This window comes from Secundilactobacillus collinoides DSM 20515 = JCM 1123 (genome assembly GCF_001435975.1).
In the GTDB taxonomy this organism is placed as follows: domain Bacteria; phylum Bacillota; class Bacilli; order Lactobacillales; family Lactobacillaceae; genus Secundilactobacillus; species Secundilactobacillus collinoides.
Map to the genome: position 1 here is coordinate 1 of NZ_AYYR01000022.1, position 21,720 is coordinate 21,720.

Sequence of the window (21,720 nt, forward strand, 5' to 3'; positions counted from 1 at the left end):
AAAATATGCCCTGTGATACCAAGGGATCAGTCTGTCTTCATACTTTCAAGTTTCAGATAATGATATAATTAATGAAAAAGAAAAATGATGATTTTATCTGTACCATACACTAAAGATAGAACAAGAAATGCAGGGTGCCTGCAATACTTTTTACATTAAAAAAGTAATAATAGGTGAGGTTTTAAAGATGGAATATGAAGAAGTTATTCAAGCGTTAGTTGATTTTAGAAACAAAAAGCAGTGGCAAGAATATCACACATTTCCTGCATTGGCGCGCGCTTTATCAGTCGAAGCGACAGAGGTCAATCAATTGTTTTTATGGCAAGATAAAAGGCCTGACGAAGAACTATTACAAAATCAACAACTCGTACAAAATTTAAAGATGGAGTTGGCTGACACTTTAACCTATGCATACTATATGTGTGAAAAATTAGGAGTGGAACCCAACGATGTCGTGACCGAAAAGCTGGAAATTAATAAAAAGAGACATTGGAAATTCGATAAAGAATGATAATGGATAATCTAACGAGACTCTTCTCTTAATAGTAACGTGGACAGGTGGCAAATCAGAATGACAAGCATAAATCAACCAATAATTAAAAAAATACCGTATGGGAAAGATTGTCTTAAAAAAATCAACGAGAAGAACAATCAGGCCGTCGAAACATACATCCTGAATTTTCCAACTGTATATATCGTGAGCCAGAATACGACTAAAGCTGGAACAACAGCCGCCAAATATGAAGTGTATGTTGGAGAGACAAACGATATTAATCAAAGAACGGATCAGCATTTAAATACGGATGTGAAACCAAATAATTCTTGGGACAAATTTCTTAAAAACTCGAATAGCAATCTTTACATTATTGGTCATGATCACTTTAATAAGTCGCTAACCATGGATGTTGAGAATCGTTTAATGCTTTATTTAAGTAGTGTACCCAATGTTATAAAAGTAGATAATCGAAGAGAAAACGAGCAAAATCATTATTTTCCAGAAAAAGAAGCCTCACTTATATTTTCAAAAATTTGGGCGAAACTTCAGCAGGACAACAGCACCTTATTTCCGGTTGAATCAGTTATTAGAGATTCTGCAATTTTTAAGGCATCTCCATTTCATAAGCTAACAGATGAACAATTTCAGGCTCAGGGGAAAATAATAAACTGCATTCATAAAGCTATGCAGAATGAGACTGAAAACCAGTTAATTCTGATCGAAGGAGCTGCAGGTACTGGTAAAACTGTGCTCTTGAGCACCATTTTCTATGCTGTGAGTCAAATTAAAAAGAATAATAGTCACAACCAGACTGAATCAGTCTCAACTAGTCTTTTAGTCAATCAAAATGAACAGTTAAAGGTTTACAATGACATTGCTCAAAAACTCGGAATTGAAAAGAAAAAGGGAGAGGCTGTGATGAAGCCAGCCACTTTTATTCATAATTTTGAAAAAAAAGGTGAAGCGAAGTAACAAGCATTAGTGGACGTTGCACTTGTAGACGAAGCCCATCTACTATGGACACAAGGGACTCAGGGGTATAGCGGCGAAAACGAGCTGGCAGATATTCGGAAACATTCGAAGATTACATTAGCGATATTTGATCCGCAACAAGTTTTGAGTAATAAAGGCTATATTGAATCAGAGGATTTTGAAAATGCTAGAGAAGAATCTAAGCGACAAAATAATTATATTACTCTAAAAAAGCAAATGCGTATTCAAGCATCTAAAGAGACTGTTGACTGGATAACAAATTTTGTCTATAAAGGAGAAGTAAGGCCATTCAAAAAAGACGAAATTTACAGTTTGAAAATATTTGATGATGCTGAAGCAATGCATCAAGCAATTAAAAATCAAAATACAGATTTTGAGAATAGCGGCCTATCCAGATTGGTAGCAACTTTTGATTGGGCATATACTGATGGGAAAAAGAATAATAACAGAGCTGATGGTAGATGGGTGGTAAACGCAGGAAACCTAACGTTACCTTGGAACAGCACAAAAGGGCAACTTCCTTGGGCTGAACGACCAGAAACAATTGATGAAATCGGATCAACGTTTACTATCCAGGGATTTGATCTTAATTATTGTGGGGTTATACTGGGACCATCAGTTACATATCGGAAGGGTAAAGTTCAAATCATTTCCAAGAATAGCCAAGACAGTCATGCGACTGATAGAAGAATGTTAAAGTCGGGTGAATACAAAGACGTCAGCAATGAACTATTATTGAACCAGTTGAATGTATTGATGACTAGGGGCGTGCATGGGCTATACATTTATGCGGTAGATGATGAGTTGAGAAAAGAATTGCATGCTCGTTGTGACTAAGGAGTAGTTATTATGAAACATCCAAAAAGTTATGACTCTGACAATTCAACTAGACAGCGAATGTCTAACGTACATCTTAAGGGAGGCAAGGGGGAACAAATCTTAGCTAAAGCACTATGGCAAAACGGATACCGATATCGTAAGAACGACAAGTCATTGCCGGGTTCTCCAGATATTGCAGTTTTGAAATATCATCTTGCCATTTTTGTTGATGGTGAGTTTTGGCATGGGTATGACTGGGAAAATCGGAAAAAACGATTAAAAAGAAATAGAGACTATTGGATCAAAAAAATAGAAGAAAACATGGCTCGGGATCAAAGAGACGATGCGTTATTGATTGAAAAGGGATGGCAACCAATTCATTTTTGGGAAAAAAAAGTTTTGAAAAATACTGATTATTGTGTTTCTCTCGTAGATTACTATGTAAGGTCGGAAAATCGTTGAACTAGAGATGCAAAATTCAATATGGTATAATTCGAACATACATTCGTCTAAACTATATCAAAGTAAAAGTTGATCAATTTTCATTTTTCTAGTATAATGGCAAAAGTAAGTATTTGGCGAGGAGAGAAAGTAAGTGAAAAAAAGAGTAGCTGAGTTATTCGCTGGTGTGGGCGGTTTTCGAGTTGGTATGGATAAACTCGATACTGGTTGGAATTTTGTATATGCTAATCAGTGGGAACCAGGTAGAAAAGCCCAATATGCTTTTGATAATTATGTAAAGCATTATGGTAAAAGTGAAAATAATACAAATGTAGATATCAATAAAGTTGATAAAACAACAATTCCTGACATAGACTTATTGGTTGGGGGATTTCCTTGCCAAGACTATTCGGTTGCACATTCTGGAGCTAAGGGTATCGAAGGGAAAAAGGGTGTTTTATGGTGGGATATTCGTGACACGATTGAAGCAAAAAATCCACCTTTTGTATTACTCGAAAATGTTGATCGATTATTGTCATCTCCAGGGAAAAAACAGCGTGGACGCGATTTTGGTATGATTTTGTACACGCTTCACCAGCTAGGATATGACGCGCAGTGGCAGATGGTGAATGCTGCTGAATATGGATTCCCTCAAAGAAGAAGACGGGTCTTTATTGTTGCATACCGAAATGATACTAACTATGCTAAATCTATTAGTGATAAACGGTGCTTAAACGAGGCCTTAGTAAAAGATGGTATTATTAACAACACACTGAACATTGATCCTAACCTCACCCGTAATAAGGAAGCAAGGCTTGACGGTTTTATTGATATAGTAGATTTCTCAGATAATTTTTCCTTCCACTTTGAAAATACCGGAATCACACGTGGAGATGATATTTTCAGTGCACACTATGAGCCTAAGTACGATGGCAATTATACGGTGTTAAATGACATTGTTTTAGACCATGCTGACGATGAAAAACTGTATCTGGACGATGCTAAAACTAAGAAGTTTGAGTATCTTAAAGGTGCTAAAAAAGAAGAACGAACTTCGAGCACAGGCTTTTCATATTACTATACCGAGGGCGGTATGTCCTTTCCTGACCCGCTGGATCGACCTGGACGGACAATGTTAACTTCAGAACATTCAGTGAATAGAAGCACCCACGTCGTTCGTGATAAAGAGAATAACAAACTTAGACTTTTAGATCCAATTGAAGCCGAACGATTACAAATGTTTCCAGATAATTGGACAGAAGGAATGCCAAAAAGTTCAAGGTACTTCATGATGGGAAACGCTCTGGTAACCGGCGTCATAACAGAAATTGGTCGTAGTTTGGATAAAATATTTGCAAATGAGCCTGACGACCTTACTCTAAATGAGACACTTAGTGCAAATCATGTGGCCCACTAAATTATATATAAAAACTGTGATATTCGATTTTGCTGATTATTGAATATTACAGTTTTTTTGCACATTAGTATAGTTAGATAATGCTATAAACAATTGAAATGTACCTGCTAAGTTAAGTATAATGACAATAACGCAGGGGGTATTGCATTGAAATCAGATTATGATAGTAAAGAAAAAGTTCACAAACGAGCTGAGGAAATCTTGGGTATTCCTTTTGGTGAATTAGCAAAAGATGTCAACTCAAAAAAGACCAAGAACAGTGTTGGAGATCTCTTTGAGTCATGGTTCGGTAAAGCCAGAGATTCCGCTAGCGAACCTGATTTAGGGGTGTCTGAATTGAAAGCAACACCATATATTAAACGTAAGGGTGGGCAGTATAGCGCTAAAGAAAGACTCGTTCTCAATATCATCAATTATCAGAACCTAGCTGATGAGGAATTTGAGACGAGTCATTTTTACCATAAAAACAAAGTTATTGAATTGGCATTTTATGAATATATTAAGGATAAACCACGATCTGAATGGACTTTTAGTGAAGTGGCTTTGTTTGAAATGGCGAAAAACCCTACAGATTACGCAATCATTCGAAACGATTGGGATAAGATTCAAAGATACGTTAAGGAGGGGCATGCCGAGAATCTAACGGAAAGTTTGACTGATTACCTGGCGGCTTGTACTAAGGGTGCTAACGCACAAAGTTTAAGGACTCAACCTTATTCGGATGTTAAGGCTAAGCAACGTGCCTTTTCTTTGAAGACAAGTTATATGACCCAATTACTCAGAGAATATATTCTTGGAGACAAAAAATCCGATTTTATCTTAAAGAACTCACGAGAGGCTGCAGACAAATCCTTGGCAGATGTTCTAATTGAAAAATTGTCACCATACTTTGGTCAAAACTCGATTGATATATGCACAGAGTTAGGCGTTAAAATTAGGCCCGGTATTAAAAATTATAATAGTTTATTAATTCGCGCCATGCTTGGTTTTGACACTAGCAAAAAATCTGGGCTTGATAACATTTCTGAGTTAAATAAGGCTTCCTACTTGATTAAAACTGTTCAATTTGATTATGCAGGTACAAACAGTGAGAGCATGTCTTTTCCGTCATTTAAGTTTAAGGATTTAGTTCAAGAACAGTGGAAAGATGAAGATAATAATCCATCTGCTAAATTGAATATTCTAATGTCTGAAAGTACATTTGTTTTTGCGATATTCCAGCATAGTTCCGTAGATAATGAAGAGTCAGATAATGTGTTTAAGGGAATCAAATTCTATAAAATGCCTCAGGCCATTATTAATAATGAAATTTACTGTGTCTGGCAAGATACTATTGACACATTAAACGAAGGCGTGAAGCTTTGGCGTGACGGCCGCGGAATTCGAAATAATTTTGTTAACGCGGGTGATCAACGTGTTATTCACGTTAGACCTCATGCAGGTTATGCTAGTTATATCGATAATGGGTACGCTAATGAATTACCTGTGCCTTCTAGGTGGTTGGGCGACGAAAAGGACAAACCGAGACAGTTTTCATCACAGTATATGACCAATCAATGCTTCTTTTTGAATAACAAATTTATTCGTGATATTGTTAGAGATTTGGTTCAGATTCATTAATATACGTCTTTTTGGACAGGTATTAGTTAAAAATAAGAAAATCGCGACAAAAATTGTGTTGGTTTATAATCTTTTTTAGATACACATACTTAAATCATACTCAAAAAATGTATCTTATGATTTAAAAACATCTCTACCATTTAAAATCGGTTTCTGTCTTGATTTTTAGTGCATAGAAGAGAAAATATTCGGAAGTGTTGAATTGTTAAAAACAATTAGATCAAATCCAATAAAATATACAAAAAGACCGAACAATATTATTGACTTAACTTTTTTTTAGATTGCAAATTGTACTGAAAACAAAGAATAATTGCATACTAAAAAAGAAAACGCTTACTGGAGGGCTAATCTTGGTAGTAATTCCACCTAAAATGACTGATCATAATAAAATTGTAAATATGCGACGGCAATTGGCACAAATAGTTGCTAGTTACCATAATGATTATGATGTTTTGGCTGAAATTTTACAGAATGCGGTTGATTCAGTTAAACTGAGATTGGAAGAAAAAAGAAAGGGTATCAACCCAAAATATTAATTCAGTTTAATTCTGATAATGAAGAAATTAAAGTTACCGATAATGGGGTAGGAATGAATAGTGAACTACTTTCCGATGCAGTCCAGCTTTTTGAAACTGGTAAAAAGGAAGACGATAATTCAGTTGGGGAGAAGGGAGTTGGACTAACATTCTCAATATTTCAGAGTGATTTTGCTGAAATAGATAGTTTTGACGGGACAGAAAAATCCAGGCTTGTTGTGAAGAATGCAAGAAAATGGTCAAAAAGTACTACTGATGAATCATTAGACTTACCAATCGATACAGACACTGAAATTAAAAAGCGTGGGACCACGGTTATTTTAGGGCAATTAATGGCAGGGGATTTATTTAATTTAACCTTTAAGTAGTTGTAATTTTTAATTCGTACTAGAACTTCAATTGGTGATACGAAAAGAATGATGGGACCAAAAGGAAACCTCCCCAATGTACATGTAGAATTGACCTATATCAATAGTTATCAGGTCAAAAATGCAATTTCAAAAGAAATTAAATTTGAATATTACTGGTTAGACGATATTAAAGAGCCCAATCCTAATTTGATTGTCAGTTTGGAGAATTTTAAAAGAATTTTCAAAAAAGAAGGAACTAACCAACGAGACTATGAAAAAATGGCCTATTTAAAAAATCGGTACGTAACGGATAAAGGCCGTTTGACAATTAACAATAAAAAGGTTGCGTATGTTGTCTATTTTGCTTCTTCAGCTGATAGTAATGAAAAACAATCAGAACAGGCAGATTTAATAAATTCAAAAGACCGTACAATAGTGAAGGTTGAACCTAATTATGTAAAAATTCAAAACGGCGTTACTTTGAGTGTAAAAGGAATGCCTACTGGAATAGAAATTAGTACAGATCAACTCAAAGGTGCACTTGGTTACGCTCGCAGGATGTTTATGCTTATTGAAGATGCAGGTGTAAACTTTGATATCGGAAGAAAAACTATTTCGTCAGGTCCCACTCTAAAACGATATAAAGAGGTAGCAAGCGATGAATATAGAAAGTATTTGGATAATGTAATGCCTTGGGTGAAGGATGAAAGAGCAAGAGTACCGCAGAACGAAACCAAGGATGTTACATTTAATAAGCTCCGTGAGTGTCCAAAGATGATGTATGCTGAGAATACTGATTTTATAATAAAGCCAAGGCAAGAAGAATCGGTTACTGGTATCTTCTTTGAACAGCTAGGTAAAGGAAAATTTCCGGGAGTTGCAGTATATGAACATGGCTATGCAAATATCTATGATTTATATTTTGCTTTTCAAGATGGAGACAAAGTTATTGAATTTAAGCAAAGAATAGCAAGCTTTTTAAAGAATCTATCAGCTAATAATAAAAATTGGAATGAAATTGATTATCTTGTAATGTTTGAACTGAAAGATAAAGATAAACAGGATTTACAAAAAAAACATATAATTATTGAAAGTGTAAAGCCAACTATTAACAATCTACATGCAACGTATACGTTGTATCGTGGTAACGACATAAGAACGATACAATTAATCGAGTTGAAAAATATCATATCCATGAAAATATAAAAAGTCCGGATTTAGAAATCATTTGATGAAGATAGGATATCTTTTGCAACGTATTGTCTGTGGTATTGAAGGTATGTTTGGTGGCCTTTAAGTTGCGCGAAAGTGCGTGAAGTATCTAAATGTAATATTTTTAAGTCTTTTTTTGTTAATAAATTGGACACACAAAGATGATTATGAGTGTCGAACGAAATTAGACCTTTATCAAAAAGTTTATCATGAATTGCGCAGAGCAAGAGCCCATTATTAGAATCGATTTTTTCTTGGTCATTAGAGTTAGCCCAAGGTTTAATATGACTTGCAATCAACAATTTAGAACAATCGAGTCCACAAACAAGGCACCTATGCTGTTTTTGCAAAAGAGTATGTCGAAATTGGCTTTGAGTTATGCGTTCTTTTGCTTTGACTGTGGCTTCATTTTGACCACCGGACAACGAAAAAATCTTATTCATAATTTTTTTATTAGAACTAATAGGTTTTAAATGAATGAAATTTGACCAACTTTGCGGAACGATGCTGTTTTTGGCAGATTTTCCCTCTTTTAGATGGGTAAGCCATTCTTTTTTAATTGAGGTAGTTTGATCAATGTAAAATTTTGCCTCATAATTTGGTATATTGTTTTTTTCTCTAATGGATTTCAAACCATTGGGTATTGGGTAAGCGAGTCCCATGTATTCAACACGATTATCTGCAAACAACTTAAAATATAAAATTGGAAATGCTTGGGTTGACTGTGCAAAATTTTCAGAAAATATTTCGTCCAAATAGAAATTACCCTTTTTGGGGGTATTAAAAATATTTTGGGAAGCTTTGTTATCACCATGATAAGTTAACAAATGATTTCCAGAGTCAAAGTCGTCTGACCAAATATTTGCTTTAGCTTTTTCTGCGGATGTAATGACTAGAAATGCGTGTTCCGTGCTGTTGCTTCGCTTTGATTGGGGCGCTAGGTTAACCATTCTAAAGCCACCGTTAGTGCCAGTTGAAGTGTGTAAATTGTTTTTTTTCCTGTCAAGTTTATTCTCGGAAATGAAATTCTTCGACATTTTTGTTGTTGTTAATGCGTGAAGCACGTCGCTATTTTTTAAGTTGATTCCGGCATAAATAGTCTCCGGAATTAAATCGCAGCTCTGTAGCTCGGATGTTGATAATTCAAGTTTTTTTAATGTAGTCAAAATCATTAGCCACCTTCTATACTTATTAATCTACAATACAATAAGTTATGGCCTTAACGTAAGGTGAAAAATAATTATGTATAAATAAAAATATTCAATTTTTAAGGCCGAGCTTGTAACGATTTAATGGATTAAGAATGATTATTTTCCACATCTGCTTTTTATAATGGAACTACAAAGGTGGGAGGATACCATATGAATCTGAATCAAATGCTTTACCTCACGGAGCTTGGGAAAACAAAAACCATCTCTCAGGCCGCTAAGAATTTGAATATCTCACAAGCCGGTCTGAGTCAGTCCCTAGATAAGTTGGAGGAAGAACTCGGCTTGCGATTGTTTAACCGGACCCGCAGTGGGATAACGATTACTGAGGCTGGTAAGCAGGTCGTCGCGCACGCCAAGGCAATCGAAAATCAACTTGGCCTGATTCGCCAGTATTCAACTCAACAGCGAACGGTCGTAGATCCGCCGTTACGGTTTGGGGTGATGAACGAGGTACCCAATTCGCTGTTAAACTGGTTGCTGCAGTTTCAGGATCAACATTCTCAATTTAAAGCGTACCTCCAAGAAGCGAGCAGCATTCAGATTATTAAAGGTGTAAAAACCGGTGATTACGATGCCGGATTGATTGCCATTAACAAGGCTCATTTTGCACTACTGGAAGAACTCGATTTTACTGAAGTCGGGCAAGGACAGTTCAAATTGTACATGACGCCTAATCACTACTTAGCGGACCATCCGGACCCGATCCCCATCTCACTTATCCGCGAGCAGGAGTTTGCCTTATTCATCGACGACTACATCTCGGAATATGTGGGTAAGATCGAACAAAGATATGGCGCCTTGAACATTATTATGCAGTCAACTTCATTCCGCATTGTGCTTGAAACGATGAAGAAGTTTCAGGCCGTATCCATCATCCGCAACTCGCAGCTGCATAATCGGCTGTATGATTTTGAAAAACAAGCGATGGTCGAACACAATCTCGATATGTTTGATTTTAAGGATGACCAAGCATTTCGATACGGCATCATTCGGCGACCGGGGAAACAGCTGACCAACTTGCAGACGCAATTTGTGACCGGTATTGGTCGCATTCAATAGTCACCTAAAGGAGAACTCATGATGCAGCAAATTACTGGCAACATTGAAATTCGTAACGAACAACCCTCTGATTATCGAACGGTGGAGGAACTCACCCGAAAGGCGTTTTGGAACGTGTACATTCCAGGGTGTTACGAACATTATCTTGTGCACACCATGCGCGACCATCCCGATTTTGTGCCCGAATTAGCTTTTGTCCTGACTGTTGACGGCGCAATTGTTGGAGATGTCATGTTTACGAAAGCAAAACTGACCGATGAAAACGATGAGATCAAACAGGTTTTGACCCTCGGACCAATTGCCATTCATCCTGATTATCAGCACATGGGGTTGGGGAAAAAACTAATTGCCCATTCACTTGAACGGGCTAAACATCTGGGTTTTGACACGGTTGTACTTATGGGTGACCCGCAAAATTATGTTGGTGCCGGATTTAAGAGCGCGATGCGGTATGATGTTTCAATTGGGCGGCATCAATATATGACTGCGTTACTCCTCAAAGAACTGCAACCACATTGTTTGGCCGGACACGCGTGGCATTTTCATAGCAGTCCCATTATGGACGTTGACCCCGCCGTTGCGGATGAATTTGATCAGACGTTTGAACCATTGGAGAAAAAATGGCAACCAAGCCAAGAAACTTTTTACATCATCAGTCGATCATTTATGGCACAGTAACTGGTCAGTAATTCGCCTTAATTCGTAATAACGAGTCGATTATAGGCTTTGTAATCAAGGAATCGTTCAAGTATCATTAAATAGAGAAGAGAAGTATATTTCGGGAAAAGATTATGTGAATGTCGAAGTTTCAACGTGCCAGCCGATTTTCACAACAGATTCTAACTTATTGGCATTCGTTATTGGAGGAGTGTCCAAATCCTGACGACATAAAAAGCTGACCATATAGGGGTTGAAAAGAATGAAATTACAGACCATAGCTGCAGCGGGGGTTGCTGTACTATCGCTCGGAGTAACTGCCGTGACGGCACAAGCCAAGACTTGGCACTACCACGTCACATCCTCGAATAGTTTTTCTACATCAAGCTACCATCGCGCTTACTTGTACGGTGGTCGAAACGATCAATTTGTGTCGCTATACACAACTGCGAAGGCGGCTAATTCTCAAGATTCTACGCATTACCACAGCAACTTTAGCGATTTTGGCCGTAACAAGACTTACTACGCCGAGAAGGTGAAAGGTTATTCACGAGTTTACAAACTCAAGTATAAGGGCAAGGCTTACTACATGAACACGAAAGACGCTGGCGTCTATCGCTATAATGCTTGGCGATTGGGCAGCAAGATTGTTTCATTTGCTAAGCCGACCAATACCAGTTATGTCATGTTAAAGGCCAAGAATAAATTCAATAAGTCACAGCCTTGGTACTATAACTATGGTGGAAAAGCCAATCCAATTTATAACAAGTATCAACTTTCCAGCAAGGAAAATTGGTATATTAAGTAACCATTTTTATGACAGATAAAAACGGTGACCGACGCCTGAAAGCGCTGGTTACCGTTTTTTAATTTTTTACATATTTGCAACAGCATTCCGTCCAGAAAATGCCGCGTAGCCTGCAGTGCTCCCTGGCAACGTCACCGCGTAAGTGTCACCAACCAGCATCCCAGCAGCGTCATTCCCAGCCGCATAGAGGCCCGGAACGGGATACCCGTAATCATTCAACACTTCATTGTCGTCGCTGACTCGAATGCCACCCAGGGCACAAGCCATCCCAACGCCGAGTTCAACAGCATAGAACGGACCATCAGACACCGCGGTCAGGTAAGTTTTATCTTTCCCAAAGTCGGTATCCGCACCAGTATCAACCAGCGCGTTGTACCGCGTAACCGTGTCTGGAAGTTTTGCCAGTCCAAGTTTCGTGGCCAATTCTTCCAAACTGTCAGCCTTAGTCAGGTAACTGGCGTGCTTGCCTAAATCGGTTTCAATCTCACCTGGTAGTTTATCCAATTTATCCGGCGAAACGGGGGAGTTACCGACTTCCTTAAACAGGCCGACGTTCGCTAAATGATCCACCGCCGCCTGGTCAAAAATTGAGAACACTCGCGACTGCGTCAATATGGCACCACCTGCGTGACACATGTTGTCATTCACATCTTCATTGACGAACCTTTCACCGCGCTCGTTGACCCATAAAATAGCTTCCTGCGTCGCAACAACACCCAATTGTGACATCATGTGCACAAACGGTGGGGTTTGCCGGTCGTAGATGGCACCGCCGCCGTACTGGATGGCGCCCATTGAGTAATGCTGTGCACCTGCTGCCCAAGCTAATTGCATGCCGTCACCGGTAGACTTGCCGTCACTCACTGTCAGCAAGCGACCCACAAACGGTGTCCGTTCCTTGATCAGTTCGGGATTATCGACATAACCGCCAGTTGCTAAGAGCACATTCTGTGCCCTCAAATCTCTGTATTGGCCCGTAGCTTCGTTTTTCACCGCAAGTCCGGAAATATGACCATTGGCCTGCAGCAATTTCTGTGCGCTGACACTAGTTGCAAACTCAACCCCGTATTCATCAGCTTTGGCCTTCAATTTTTCAATTGCGGCGTGGCCTCCGCCTTCAAAGGTGTGAATAGTCGGCCAACTCTTGCCTTGAGGACCAACTTTTGTAAACGTGACGCCAAGTGACTGTAACCAATCGATCGTGGCACCGCTGGCATCAATTAGTTTCTTAAGGTGTGGTGCACTGGCTTCGTAATGGGAATAGGTGAGTTCATCTTGCAACAATTCAGTTTTATCGATTGAAATCCCAGCGTCTTTCTGCATCGTGCTGTCAACGCCCATGGCGCCTTCAACATAGTTGCCATCGCCGCCCAGAGTGCGGCCTTTTTCCAGTACCAGTGTGGCCAGTTTCTTTTCGCCGGCCGCTACGGCAGCTGCTAACCCACTCAGGCCGCCGCCAACAATCACTAAATCATAATCAGTTTTTTTCGGAAACATATGAGAGACCTCCTATCTAGCCCTTCAGCCCAACGGATGCACCACCATCACTCAAGATCGTTTGCCCGGTCATGAAGGTGGCTTCGATTGCCACAAAGACGTAAATCTTAGCAAGCTCTGCGGTCGTTTCAAACCGTTTCATCGGCACCGTCGGCAAGACAGCCTTCAAGAAATCGCCCTGTGTCAGTGGACTTTCAGTTAAACCTGGTGCGATGCAGTTGACACGGATGTTCTTGTCCGCGTAATCAACAGCAGCGGCTTGAGTCATCCCCATGATGCCGTTTTTAGCGGCGTTGTAAGCACCCATACCACCTGGGTTGTAGATACTGCCAAGTGCGCCGGAGTTGACGATGGATCCGAAGCCCTGTTTTTCAAATAATTTGATTTCGGCTCGCATGCACAGGAACGTACCGCGCAAATCCAAATTAATGGTCTTGTCGAAATCGTCGTCTGTTAATTCAGCAAATGGTTTTAATACGCCACCACCAGCGTTATTCACCGCGTAATCCAAACGACCGAACTGCGCTATGACCTTGTCCAAGCCGCTATTGATACTATCGGTATCGGTCACGTCCATGACCAACCCGGTGATGGTTCCCTCATATTTACTGTCCAGTTCCTTAGCAGCATCGGTGACCTTCGGATTGTAGTCAGTCAGGACAACATCATTGCCAGCCTTTGCAAAAGCCTCGCTGACTGCCAGACCAATTCCTTGAGCAGCTCCCGTAATTAACGCAACGTTATTTTTTGTCATGGTAAAGACCTCCAAATTTTGTGATTGAGCTGATTTGAATTGCTCAATAATTATCATTCGAGACAAGTGTAACCGATTTCAAAAGGGCTGGCGTAGACAGAAAAATAGAAGTGTCTACTTAAATTTCAAGTAGACACTTCCTGTTATAGAATCGATGTGATGCCTTGAGACAACGAGTCACCTGCCAAGCGAATCATGTCATCGGTAGGCATGTCGTCATGAGTCAAAAACCAGTTTAATGTTGTGATGGTCGAGGCGGAAAAGAGGTCGGCAAAGTAGTCCAGTGTCTGTTCTGGCGTCAATCGTGTCTTGCCGACTTCATCCTTGATGATGGCCTTGATGCGTCCCTGGAACTCTGTCAGCAGGTTGAATTGCCCATTTTGAACGCGCATCAGCAACTGCATGTCATCCCGGTGATCATTGATAAATTGCATGCCCTGCCGCACTGATTCTTGATTGGCAGTACCATTTGCGGTGATTGCCTGGGATACGCCAATCAGGTACGTTTTGACCAGCGAGAAAAATGCTTCACGCGCCAGCTCACTTTTATCCGTGTAGAGCTGGTAGAAATAAGTTCGCGTCAAGTGCACCCGGTTCATGAGCTGGGACACGTTAATTTTATCGTAGCCTTCTTCTTCCAACAGGGCTAAGAAAGCGGTGATAATTTTCTTTTCAGCAGCCATAATGCGCACCCCACAATCGATAATTTAGTAGACAATGTCAATGGTTCTCTTGAACCTGTATAGTTCCATAATACACATTAAAACCTGACATTTGTCAAGTTATGAATTACACAATCATGAATTACACAATCATGAATCTTTCCTACTCTGATCCTCTCTTGGTGTTCGCCGTGAGTGGGGCAGAGGCACTTTGTTTTGACTGTACAGAATCAAAAATCCCATCCGATAATCTAAATTTTGTTTGCCAAAACTAAAATCATAATCAAGCAGTTTTTTGATTTTGCCGATTCGGTACAAGAGTGTATTGGGATGGATATGCAAATCTGCCGCTGCCTGTTTCGTATTCTGATCATCGTAGAGGTACAGGTGCACGGTTGTCAGATAATCGGTATTGTGATGGGCGTCATAGGCCATCAAATACTGCAGGTCGGGATGCACGTAATCACTCAGATTGACCCGTCCCTTGACGTGGTCGATTAGTTCCAGCAACGCCACGTCCTGGAAGAACAGAATCCGATCTGGCAGTGGTACCGTTACCGCATAAGCCTGCACAGAGACACACTGTTGATAAGCCGCGCTGGCACGTTCAATGGCGTGAAATGGGGCACTGAGTGTAATTAAAAAATCGTATTTTTCTGCATATTGATATAGGGTTAGCAACGTTGATTTCATGGTGTTCAAAGGCTGGTCCGTGCTGCAAATGATTACCAGACTGGTATTTTCGATGCAGTAACGCAAATTTCCCAGCAACGGTGTCAATACCCGCAAGAAATCATTGATCATCACGGATTCCAGCGCTGTGGCGAAAGTGATTCGCATGATGTACGTGGATTGCTTTGAATCCAAATGCCAATCGTGTAACTCAGCGGTATTGACCGTTTGACTGTGAATCAGATCCAATAATGTGTTGGAAAAATAGGCTGATGGCAAACTGCTAGCCAGTTGATCTGTCGGAGCAGCCATGGTTTCGATTTGATGAACTAGAACATCACCGATTCGGCGTAGCAGTCCAAAGATGTAGGCAGCCTGATGACGGTCGGTCAACGGTGTGGCAAAGGTGAAGCCGGGTTTGATTGAAATTGCTGCTAATTGCGTCTGCATCGTATCACTAAAAATCAGGCTTCCGCTAACGTCTGCCAGGGTGGGCAATAACCGGTGAACCATGGATTCTGTTGAGAGGTGGCCCAGAGAACCGTACGTTGATGAAATCAATAATTGATCGTGATGGTCAAACAGAATCAGGGATTGATCCAACTGTTTTGCAAACGTGTCTAGGTAGGCTTGAATTGGTAATTGCGCGGCTAGGCCGGCTTGAATGTGTTCGAAAGTCTGGCTGGCGACATAGTCCCACCGCAACGCGGCCAGTACCTGATCATTCAATTGGTCGAGCGAGAGCGGCAAGTCTACCAGGATATCGTTTCGTGTTAGGGGCTTTTCTGATTGCACCCTTAAAGCATAGAGTTGCACATTGTTAATTGTGTGAAGAAATAAACAATTTTGCTGAGAATTAAGTGTTGCTTCATAAATTGAAGCGTTTATTAGCGTACTATTGTTAACGTGCGTTGTGGGATTACCCAATATCGTAAGCAAGTCATTTACATGCATTATTGATTGATTCTCCTTTTAAATACTGTTTCTTTGTCATTATTTTACCGCTATTTTTGTGGCATAACACAATGAAAATAAAGCGTATACATTTTATAGTTAAAAGTGAAATAAAACACAATGTATTTTTGTATCGTGATAGGAGGAAATATCATGAAAGATGGTATGTATACAGCAACTGGTCAGGGACAAGACGGTGAGTTAACGGTCAAAGTCACAGTTACGGACGGCAAACTAGCAGATGTTGAAGTGGTCGACAATCATGAGACCCCAGGTGTTTCAGAAAAAGCCTTAACGGAAATTCCCAAAAGAATAGTTGACGGTCAATCCTACAACGTTGATGTTGTTTCAGGTGCCACCAAAACATCACAGGGCATTTCTGGCGCGGTCAAAGCTGCCTTAGTCCAAGCAGATGTGGGAGAAGCCTTTAGTGCTCACGTTACACAAACGTCTGCCGACGACCAGCCTGTCAAACATTTATCTGCCGATCTGGTCATCATCGGTGCCGGTCCAGCAGGGTTAGCTGCCGCAGTCACAGCTGGCGAACACGGTCTCAAAGCTGCCGTTTTCGAAAAGAATGGTGTGGCCGGGGGAACTGCCAATATGGGGATGGGACCGCTGGGCATCGATACGGACATTCAACGCAAGGGCTTCAATGACATTTCCGTCCCCGAAGCCCTTGAAGAGCACATGACTTACACTCATTACAGAGTTGATGAAGACCTCGTTCAAACCTATTTCAATCTTTCTGCAAATACTATCCAATGGTTGGAAGACATGGGGGTTAAGTTTGCTGGTGCTTTCAAGTACTTCAAGGAATCAAACGCCACTTGGCATGTTGTTCAGCCGGATGATGGCAGTCAACCAGGGCCAGGGGCAGCTGCGGACATGAACAAACATCTGAAAGCGCGAGCAGAAGCCCTTGGTGCCACTTTTTATCTTGAAACACCAGCCACCGCAATTACTCGAAACAACGGCCAGATCACTGGGGTTACAGCTCAGGCCACTAACGGTCAACGTTACAATGTGACTACACAAGCTGTATTGGTTGCGACTGGTGGGTTCGGATCCAATAAGAAAATGCTGCACGACGAACTCGGCTTGAATTTAAACGAAGATTTCTTCACGTTCAACGTTCCAGGAATTGAAGGCGACGGCTTACGGATGATGTGGCAGGCAGGTGCCAAGAAAGACACCGCGTCAGAAAACGTCGAAACGATTTATTTGCTCCCCGATAATTTTCAGTATTTTAACGCTGACGCAGCGTTCAGACAGCCGAACCTTCTGATTAATCAGCGCGGTGACCGGTTCATGAACGAGGGTGACATGGGGAATACAACGTTCACTGGAAATGCTTTGCGATTGCAACCAGGTAACTATGCGTACTGCATTATGGATCAAGCAATGTTGGACGACTACAAGTCAAATGGTCCGGCCATTGCGGACATCGTACACCCAGCCAGTTGCTTTGTTGATGCTGAAGATGAGATCAAGAAGGCCATCGCAAACGACTACGAAGGTATTATTGTGGCGGACACTTTGTCAGAACTGGCTGACAAACTGTGTATTGATGAGGCTAAGCTGCAAGACACAATCGATCACTACAACCAGCTTTGTGTACAGAATCTCGATACGGATTTTCACAAACCAGCGAAGTTTTTGAAACCAATTCGCGGGAATGGCCGCTATATTGTTGGCAAGTACTTCACCGGTGCTTATTCAACGTTGGGCGGTATTCGGACCAACAAGCTTGGCGAAGTTTACGCGGGTGCCGATGAAATCGTCCCGGGTTTGTATAGTGCCGGTCAGGATGCTAATACCATCTATGGCGACAGCTATAACTTTACGTTGCCGGGCAATTCCATGGGATTCGCTGTAAATTCCGGACGGATGGCAGCGGATGGTCTTGCAGCCTACTTAAAGGCGACCGGGTCTGCGAAAACGCCGGTTGGGGCATAGTAGCACGTAAAGCAAGATGGATTGAAAAGTGTTGATTTTTGAAGGAGCGATTTTTATGAGTCAAGCACCTATTATTGAACATCCGGGTATGGTCAAGTATCCTCATCTATTTAGTCCGGTGACGATTCGCGGTAAACGATATAAAAACCGGATGATTGCAGCACCAACGATGTTTATGCATGCGAGTTATTTCATTCCTAAAATGCGAGAGAATATCTATCGGATGGTTGAACAACGTGCTGCCGGTGGATTTGGTTGTGTTTCGACCGGTGAAATGCCACTGAATTTTGAAGAAGCGCGGACACTATTCCAAGAGCGCAAGATTGATTTTACAAAATATGTCGGTCCTGATTTTGAAATCGCCAAAGCATACGCGGACCGCATTCGTGCCAAAGGTGCACTGTCCTACATGGAATTCTCACATGAAGGCAGCCAAGCAGCTGAAGCAAAGGTACCTTGGGGTCCTGAAGACATGACGCGTGACGACGGTGTCAAGGTTAAAGGCATGGATGAGGCAATGATGGCCAAAGTCTGCAACGACTTTTACCAGATTTCTCGATTTGCGAAAAAATGCGGTTTTGATGGTGTAATGCTTCATGGTGGCCATGGCTTCCTGCTTCAACAATTTATCTCACCATGGACAAACCACCGAACTGATCAATATGGTGGCAGTATGGCCAATCGCTCTCGCTTTCCAAAAATGATTTTGGAGGCCTGTCGAAAAGGAATCGGTGAGGACGGTATTCTTGAATTACGGTTCTCCGCGGAAGACGGTGTACCTGGAGGCATGACCATTGATGACACGGTAGAATTCTGCAAAGAAATTGACGGCATGGCCGACATTTTACACATTTCCAACGGTCTAAAATGGTTGGGTAATCAAACGAAGACGTTCTCATCATTCTTGGAACCTCACGGGTTAAATGTAGAATATGCTGCAAAAATCAAAGCGGCGGTCAAAAAATCGTATGTTGCTACAATTGGCGGTTTTAACGGTCCCGAGTTGGCCGAAAAAGTGATTGCAGAAGGTAAAGCAGATTTTGTTGAATTTGGTCGTCAATGTTTTGCAGATCCGAACATGCCAAATAAGGCACTTGATGGCGAGGAAGATAGTATTCGCCGCTGTGTGCGCTGCTTCAACTGTTATCCAGGATTTTGCGAACATCCAACTGATATTCCATTGGATAAGAAAATTGGCCCTGAAAAGGCTGCCAAAATATACTCGCCGTTGTCGATGGGGCAGTGTGCTATTAACCCCGAAAGCGGCTTCGGGTTTTATCCTGATTCTCTGCCGACGCCACAGTCAGCACATAAAGTCCTGGTAATTGGCGGCGGTGTTGGTGGTTTGCAGGCGGCTATTACAGCTAAGAAGCGTGGCCATGACGTTGTGTTGGTTGAACAATCAGACCATTTAGGCGGGACAGTTAATTTCACGAACGAAGATGAAGACAAAATTGATTTGCGTAACGCCAAAAATGTAATTATTCGTGATGCTGAGAAGAGTGGTGCGGATATTCGACTTAATACTGAGGCTAATGCAGATCTTATCAAAAAAGAAAACCCGGATGATGTCATCATCGCTGTGGGTGCCCACTCAGTTGTGCCCAATATTCCTGGCATTGAAAAAGCCACGAATGCCTTAGACGCTTACGCTGAAATGAATCATCTTGGCAAGCACATTGTTATTGTTGGTGGCGGTCTGGTTGGTTGTGAAGTTGGCCTTCATTTAGCCCGTCATGGCAAAGATGTCACAGTTGTTGAAATGCAGGATATGATGGCGGAAGAGACTTTCGGTTATTATCGCAACGCGTTGTTAAATGAGATGGATCATCGACACATGAAACAAGTTCTTAAAGCCAAATGTATTGCGTTTACGGATGATGGTGTTTTGATTGAAAAAGAGGGACAGCAGCAACTATTGAAGGCAGATTCTACCTGTTTTTCGATGGGGATGGCGTCAAATAGTGACACCGTAGACAATCTAAAACGTGACGCAGCTGATGCAAAGACCTGGGTCATTGGTGATGCAGATCACGCGGGGAAGGTGGCAGATGCTGTCCGAAGTGGTTACATGGCAGCAATGAAAATTATTTAATTGAATAACCAAGTGTAACCCCCAAAAATGGCCACGTGTCAGTTATCAAAACACGTGTCACAACGGGGGTTCACTTTTTGATGGATGCAGATGAGGAGGATTTTATATGACGAAACAGATTAAAAGCCCGTTTTTGGTCGTCTTGGGTGTTTTAGTCATTAATTTTTTAGGATTGTTTTCAGAAACGGCATTGAATATTGCGTTGCCTCAAATCGGGAAGACCTTCCAAGCAAGTTCCGGGCAAACACAATGGCTCGTTTTGGGATATACCATGGTCATTGGCATTGTTTTGCCGTTAACGACATTGATTTCGCGGTGGGTGAAAGCTAAAACGATTTTGGCTTTTGCGGCAATCGTGTTTATCTTCGGGGCGGTGGTTGCTGCGTTGGCACCCAACTTTACCTGGTTGTTCGTTGGTCGGACGATTCAAGGCATCAGCACTGGACTATTCATGCCACTCCTGTTTTCGGTAACGTTACTGGTGTATCCCAGTAACAAATTAGGCACGGCCATGGGCATCATTGCGGTGGTAATGAACTTTGCACCGGCAATTGGCCCCTCGCTTTCCGGTGTTATTGTAAACTATTTGTCGTGGCGGTGGATATTCATTATCTTTGTGCCGATTTCAATCGTTGCGCTGATACTTATTTTGCTGACGGTGCCGGATGTTATCGAGCAGACTAAGCCAAAAGTTGATCTGCTTTCGGTTTTAGATTCAATACTGGGGTTTGGCTTGTTGATCACTGCAGTTGGGTTGTTCAGTACCGTTGGGTTTAGCTCAGTCGGTGTATATGTTTTATTGGCGGTTGCCATAATTTTTGTTGTGGTTTACGTTCGCCGACAGCTCAAATTGGTGAACCCAGTTCTGAATTTTAAAATTTTTAAATCACGAAAGTACACAATTGCGGCGATTATTGCAACATTGAATTTTGCGATGATCATGGCTGCAATGTACATCATTCCTCAAATGTTGCAGAGCGGACTTCGGTTTTCGGTCAGCGAGGCGGGATTGATTTTGCTGCCAGCGGGACTGGTCAACGCCTTTGTATCGCTCATGGCGGGTCACTTATATGACTCGTTTGGAGCAAAAAAACTGGTTCGAATCGGCGCATTACTTGCGTTGATCGGTATTTTGCTATTGTTGCGTGTGCACTCAAATTCATCACTTTGGTACGTCATCGGGGTGGATATTATTTTAATGGCCGGGTCGGGACTATTGCTGTCACCAGCACAAAGTTATGGACTCGGTGATCTGAGCGGAACTGATTCAAACGACGGCAGTACGATTATGAACACACTGCAACAAGTGTTTGGCGCGTTGTCGGTCTCGATTGCGACAACGTTTTTGATTATTGGTCAACATGTGAGTGACAGTAATCACAGTTGGATTCGATATATGTCTGGCGCACACATGTCCTTTTTATGGGTCACGATTCTGATGGTTGGGTTGACGTTTTTTGCTTTTAAGATTGTTGACGAAACGGAACACTCTTAAGAATGGAGAAACT

Annotated in this window: 18 protein-coding genes and 1 pseudogene; 14 read left to right on the top strand and 5 right to left on the bottom strand. The window is 41.4% G+C overall.

Features of this window, described 5'->3' with window-relative positions; all coding sequences use genetic code 11:
- Positions 1-187 precede the first annotated feature (187 nt).
- The 8 genes and pseudogenes from FC82_RS04900 to FC82_RS04940 all read left to right on the top strand — a co-directional run bounded on the left by FC82_RS04900 (position 188) and on the right by FC82_RS04940 (position 7,878).
- Complete coding sequence (locus tag FC82_RS04900) at positions 188-511, top strand: MazG-like family protein (RefSeq protein WP_054759544.1); 324 nt, start codon at positions 188-190, stop codon at positions 509-511.
- 408 nt (positions 512-919) lie between these two features.
- Positions 920-2,326 (top strand): annotated as a pseudogene (locus FC82_RS16440) (DUF2075 domain-containing protein).
- A 12-nt stretch (positions 2,327-2,338) separates the two neighbouring features.
- Positions 2,339-2,770 (top strand): very short patch repair endonuclease, encoded by a 432-nt coding sequence (locus FC82_RS04915; RefSeq protein WP_054759431.1) that lies wholly within the window; start codon positions 2,339-2,341, stop codon positions 2,768-2,770.
- Between the two features lie 133 nt (positions 2,771-2,903).
- A complete protein-coding gene (gene dcm / locus FC82_RS04920; protein ID WP_054759432.1) occupies positions 2,904-4,166 on the top strand; it encodes a DNA (cytosine-5-)-methyltransferase in 1,263 nt (420 codons plus the stop codon).
- A gap of 147 nt (positions 4,167-4,313) precedes the next feature.
- Complete coding sequence (locus FC82_RS04925; RefSeq protein ID WP_056996369.1) at positions 4,314-5,786, top strand: Sau3AI family type II restriction endonuclease; 1,473 nt, start codon at positions 4,314-4,316, stop codon at positions 5,784-5,786.
- Positions 5,787-6,136: 350 nt separating this feature from the next.
- Positions 6,137-6,322: a hypothetical protein gene (locus FC82_RS04930; protein ID WP_056996370.1), complete on the top strand. Its 186-nt coding sequence runs from the start codon at positions 6,137-6,139 to the stop codon at positions 6,320-6,322.
- Between the two features lie 26 nt (positions 6,323-6,348).
- Positions 6,349-6,690, top strand: a complete 342-nt coding sequence (locus FC82_RS04935; protein WP_235809177.1) for an ATP-binding protein — start codon at positions 6,349-6,351, stop codon at positions 6,688-6,690.
- A 51-nt stretch (positions 6,691-6,741) separates the two neighbouring features.
- Positions 6,742-7,878 (top strand): hypothetical protein, encoded by a 1,137-nt coding sequence (locus FC82_RS04940; RefSeq protein WP_162260922.1) that lies wholly within the window; start codon positions 6,742-6,744, stop codon positions 7,876-7,878.
- A gap of 11 nt (positions 7,879-7,889) precedes the next feature.
- Here the strand turns inward: FC82_RS04940 and FC82_RS04945 are convergent, their stop codons facing one another.
- Entirely contained in the window at positions 7,890-9,050 is a 1,161-nt protein-coding gene (locus FC82_RS04945) for an HNH endonuclease (RefSeq protein ID WP_162260923.1), read from the bottom strand.
- Positions 9,051-9,245: 195 nt separating this feature from the next.
- Between FC82_RS04945 and FC82_RS04950 the strand changes: the two genes are divergently transcribed.
- The 3 genes from FC82_RS04950 to FC82_RS04960 all read left to right on the top strand — a co-directional run bounded on the left by FC82_RS04950 (position 9,246) and on the right by FC82_RS04960 (position 11,619).
- On the top strand, positions 9,246-10,154 hold the full coding sequence (locus FC82_RS04950; protein ID WP_054759447.1) for a LysR family transcriptional regulator: 909 nt from the start codon (positions 9,246-9,248) through the stop codon (positions 10,152-10,154).
- A gap of 21 nt (positions 10,155-10,175) precedes the next feature.
- Positions 10,176-10,832, top strand: coding sequence for a GNAT family N-acetyltransferase (locus FC82_RS04955; RefSeq protein ID WP_056996374.1), 657 nt, complete (start codon positions 10,176-10,178; stop codon positions 10,830-10,832).
- A gap of 241 nt (positions 10,833-11,073) precedes the next feature.
- Complete coding sequence (locus FC82_RS04960; protein ID WP_054759449.1) at positions 11,074-11,619, top strand: hypothetical protein; 546 nt, start codon at positions 11,074-11,076, stop codon at positions 11,617-11,619.
- A gap of 66 nt (positions 11,620-11,685) precedes the next feature.
- On the opposite strand, the gene FC82_RS04965 is transcribed toward FC82_RS04960, so the two are convergent.
- The 4 genes from FC82_RS04965 to FC82_RS04980 all read right to left on the bottom strand — a co-directional run bounded on the left by FC82_RS04965 (position 11,686) and on the right by FC82_RS04980 (position 15,999).
- The gene (locus FC82_RS04965; protein ID WP_056996375.1) at positions 11,686-13,116 is read right to left on the bottom strand and encodes a vinyl phenol reductase; all 1,431 of its coding nucleotides are present in this window, start codon (positions 13,114-13,116) and stop codon (positions 11,686-11,688) included.
- A 16-nt stretch (positions 13,117-13,132) separates the two neighbouring features.
- Complete coding sequence (locus FC82_RS04970) at positions 13,133-13,870, bottom strand: SDR family NAD(P)-dependent oxidoreductase (protein WP_054759451.1); 738 nt, start codon at positions 13,868-13,870, stop codon at positions 13,133-13,135.
- A gap of 143 nt (positions 13,871-14,013) precedes the next feature.
- The gene (locus FC82_RS04975; protein WP_056996376.1) at positions 14,014-14,553 is read right to left on the bottom strand and encodes a TetR/AcrR family transcriptional regulator; all 540 of its coding nucleotides are present in this window, start codon (positions 14,551-14,553) and stop codon (positions 14,014-14,016) included.
- A 129-nt stretch (positions 14,554-14,682) separates the two neighbouring features.
- A complete protein-coding gene (locus tag FC82_RS04980) occupies positions 14,683-15,999 on the bottom strand; it encodes a PucR family transcriptional regulator (RefSeq protein ID WP_161939782.1) in 1,317 nt (438 codons plus the stop codon).
- 312 nt (positions 16,000-16,311) lie between these two features.
- Here FC82_RS04980 and FC82_RS04985 point away from each other — a divergent pair, with 312 nt between their 5' ends.
- From FC82_RS04985 to FC82_RS04995, 3 genes are all read left to right on the top strand, one after another.
- Complete coding sequence (locus tag FC82_RS04985; protein ID WP_235809176.1) at positions 16,312-18,117, top strand: FAD-dependent oxidoreductase; 1,806 nt, start codon at positions 16,312-16,314, stop codon at positions 18,115-18,117.
- A 55-nt stretch (positions 18,118-18,172) separates the two neighbouring features.
- Positions 18,173-20,212: an FAD-dependent oxidoreductase gene (locus FC82_RS04990; protein WP_202813727.1), complete on the top strand. Its 2,040-nt coding sequence runs from the start codon at positions 18,173-18,175 to the stop codon at positions 20,210-20,212.
- A gap of 106 nt (positions 20,213-20,318) precedes the next feature.
- Positions 20,319-21,707 (top strand): DHA2 family efflux MFS transporter permease subunit, encoded by a 1,389-nt coding sequence (locus FC82_RS04995; protein WP_056996378.1) that lies wholly within the window; start codon positions 20,319-20,321, stop codon positions 21,705-21,707.
- Positions 21,708-21,720: the final 13 nt, after the last annotated feature.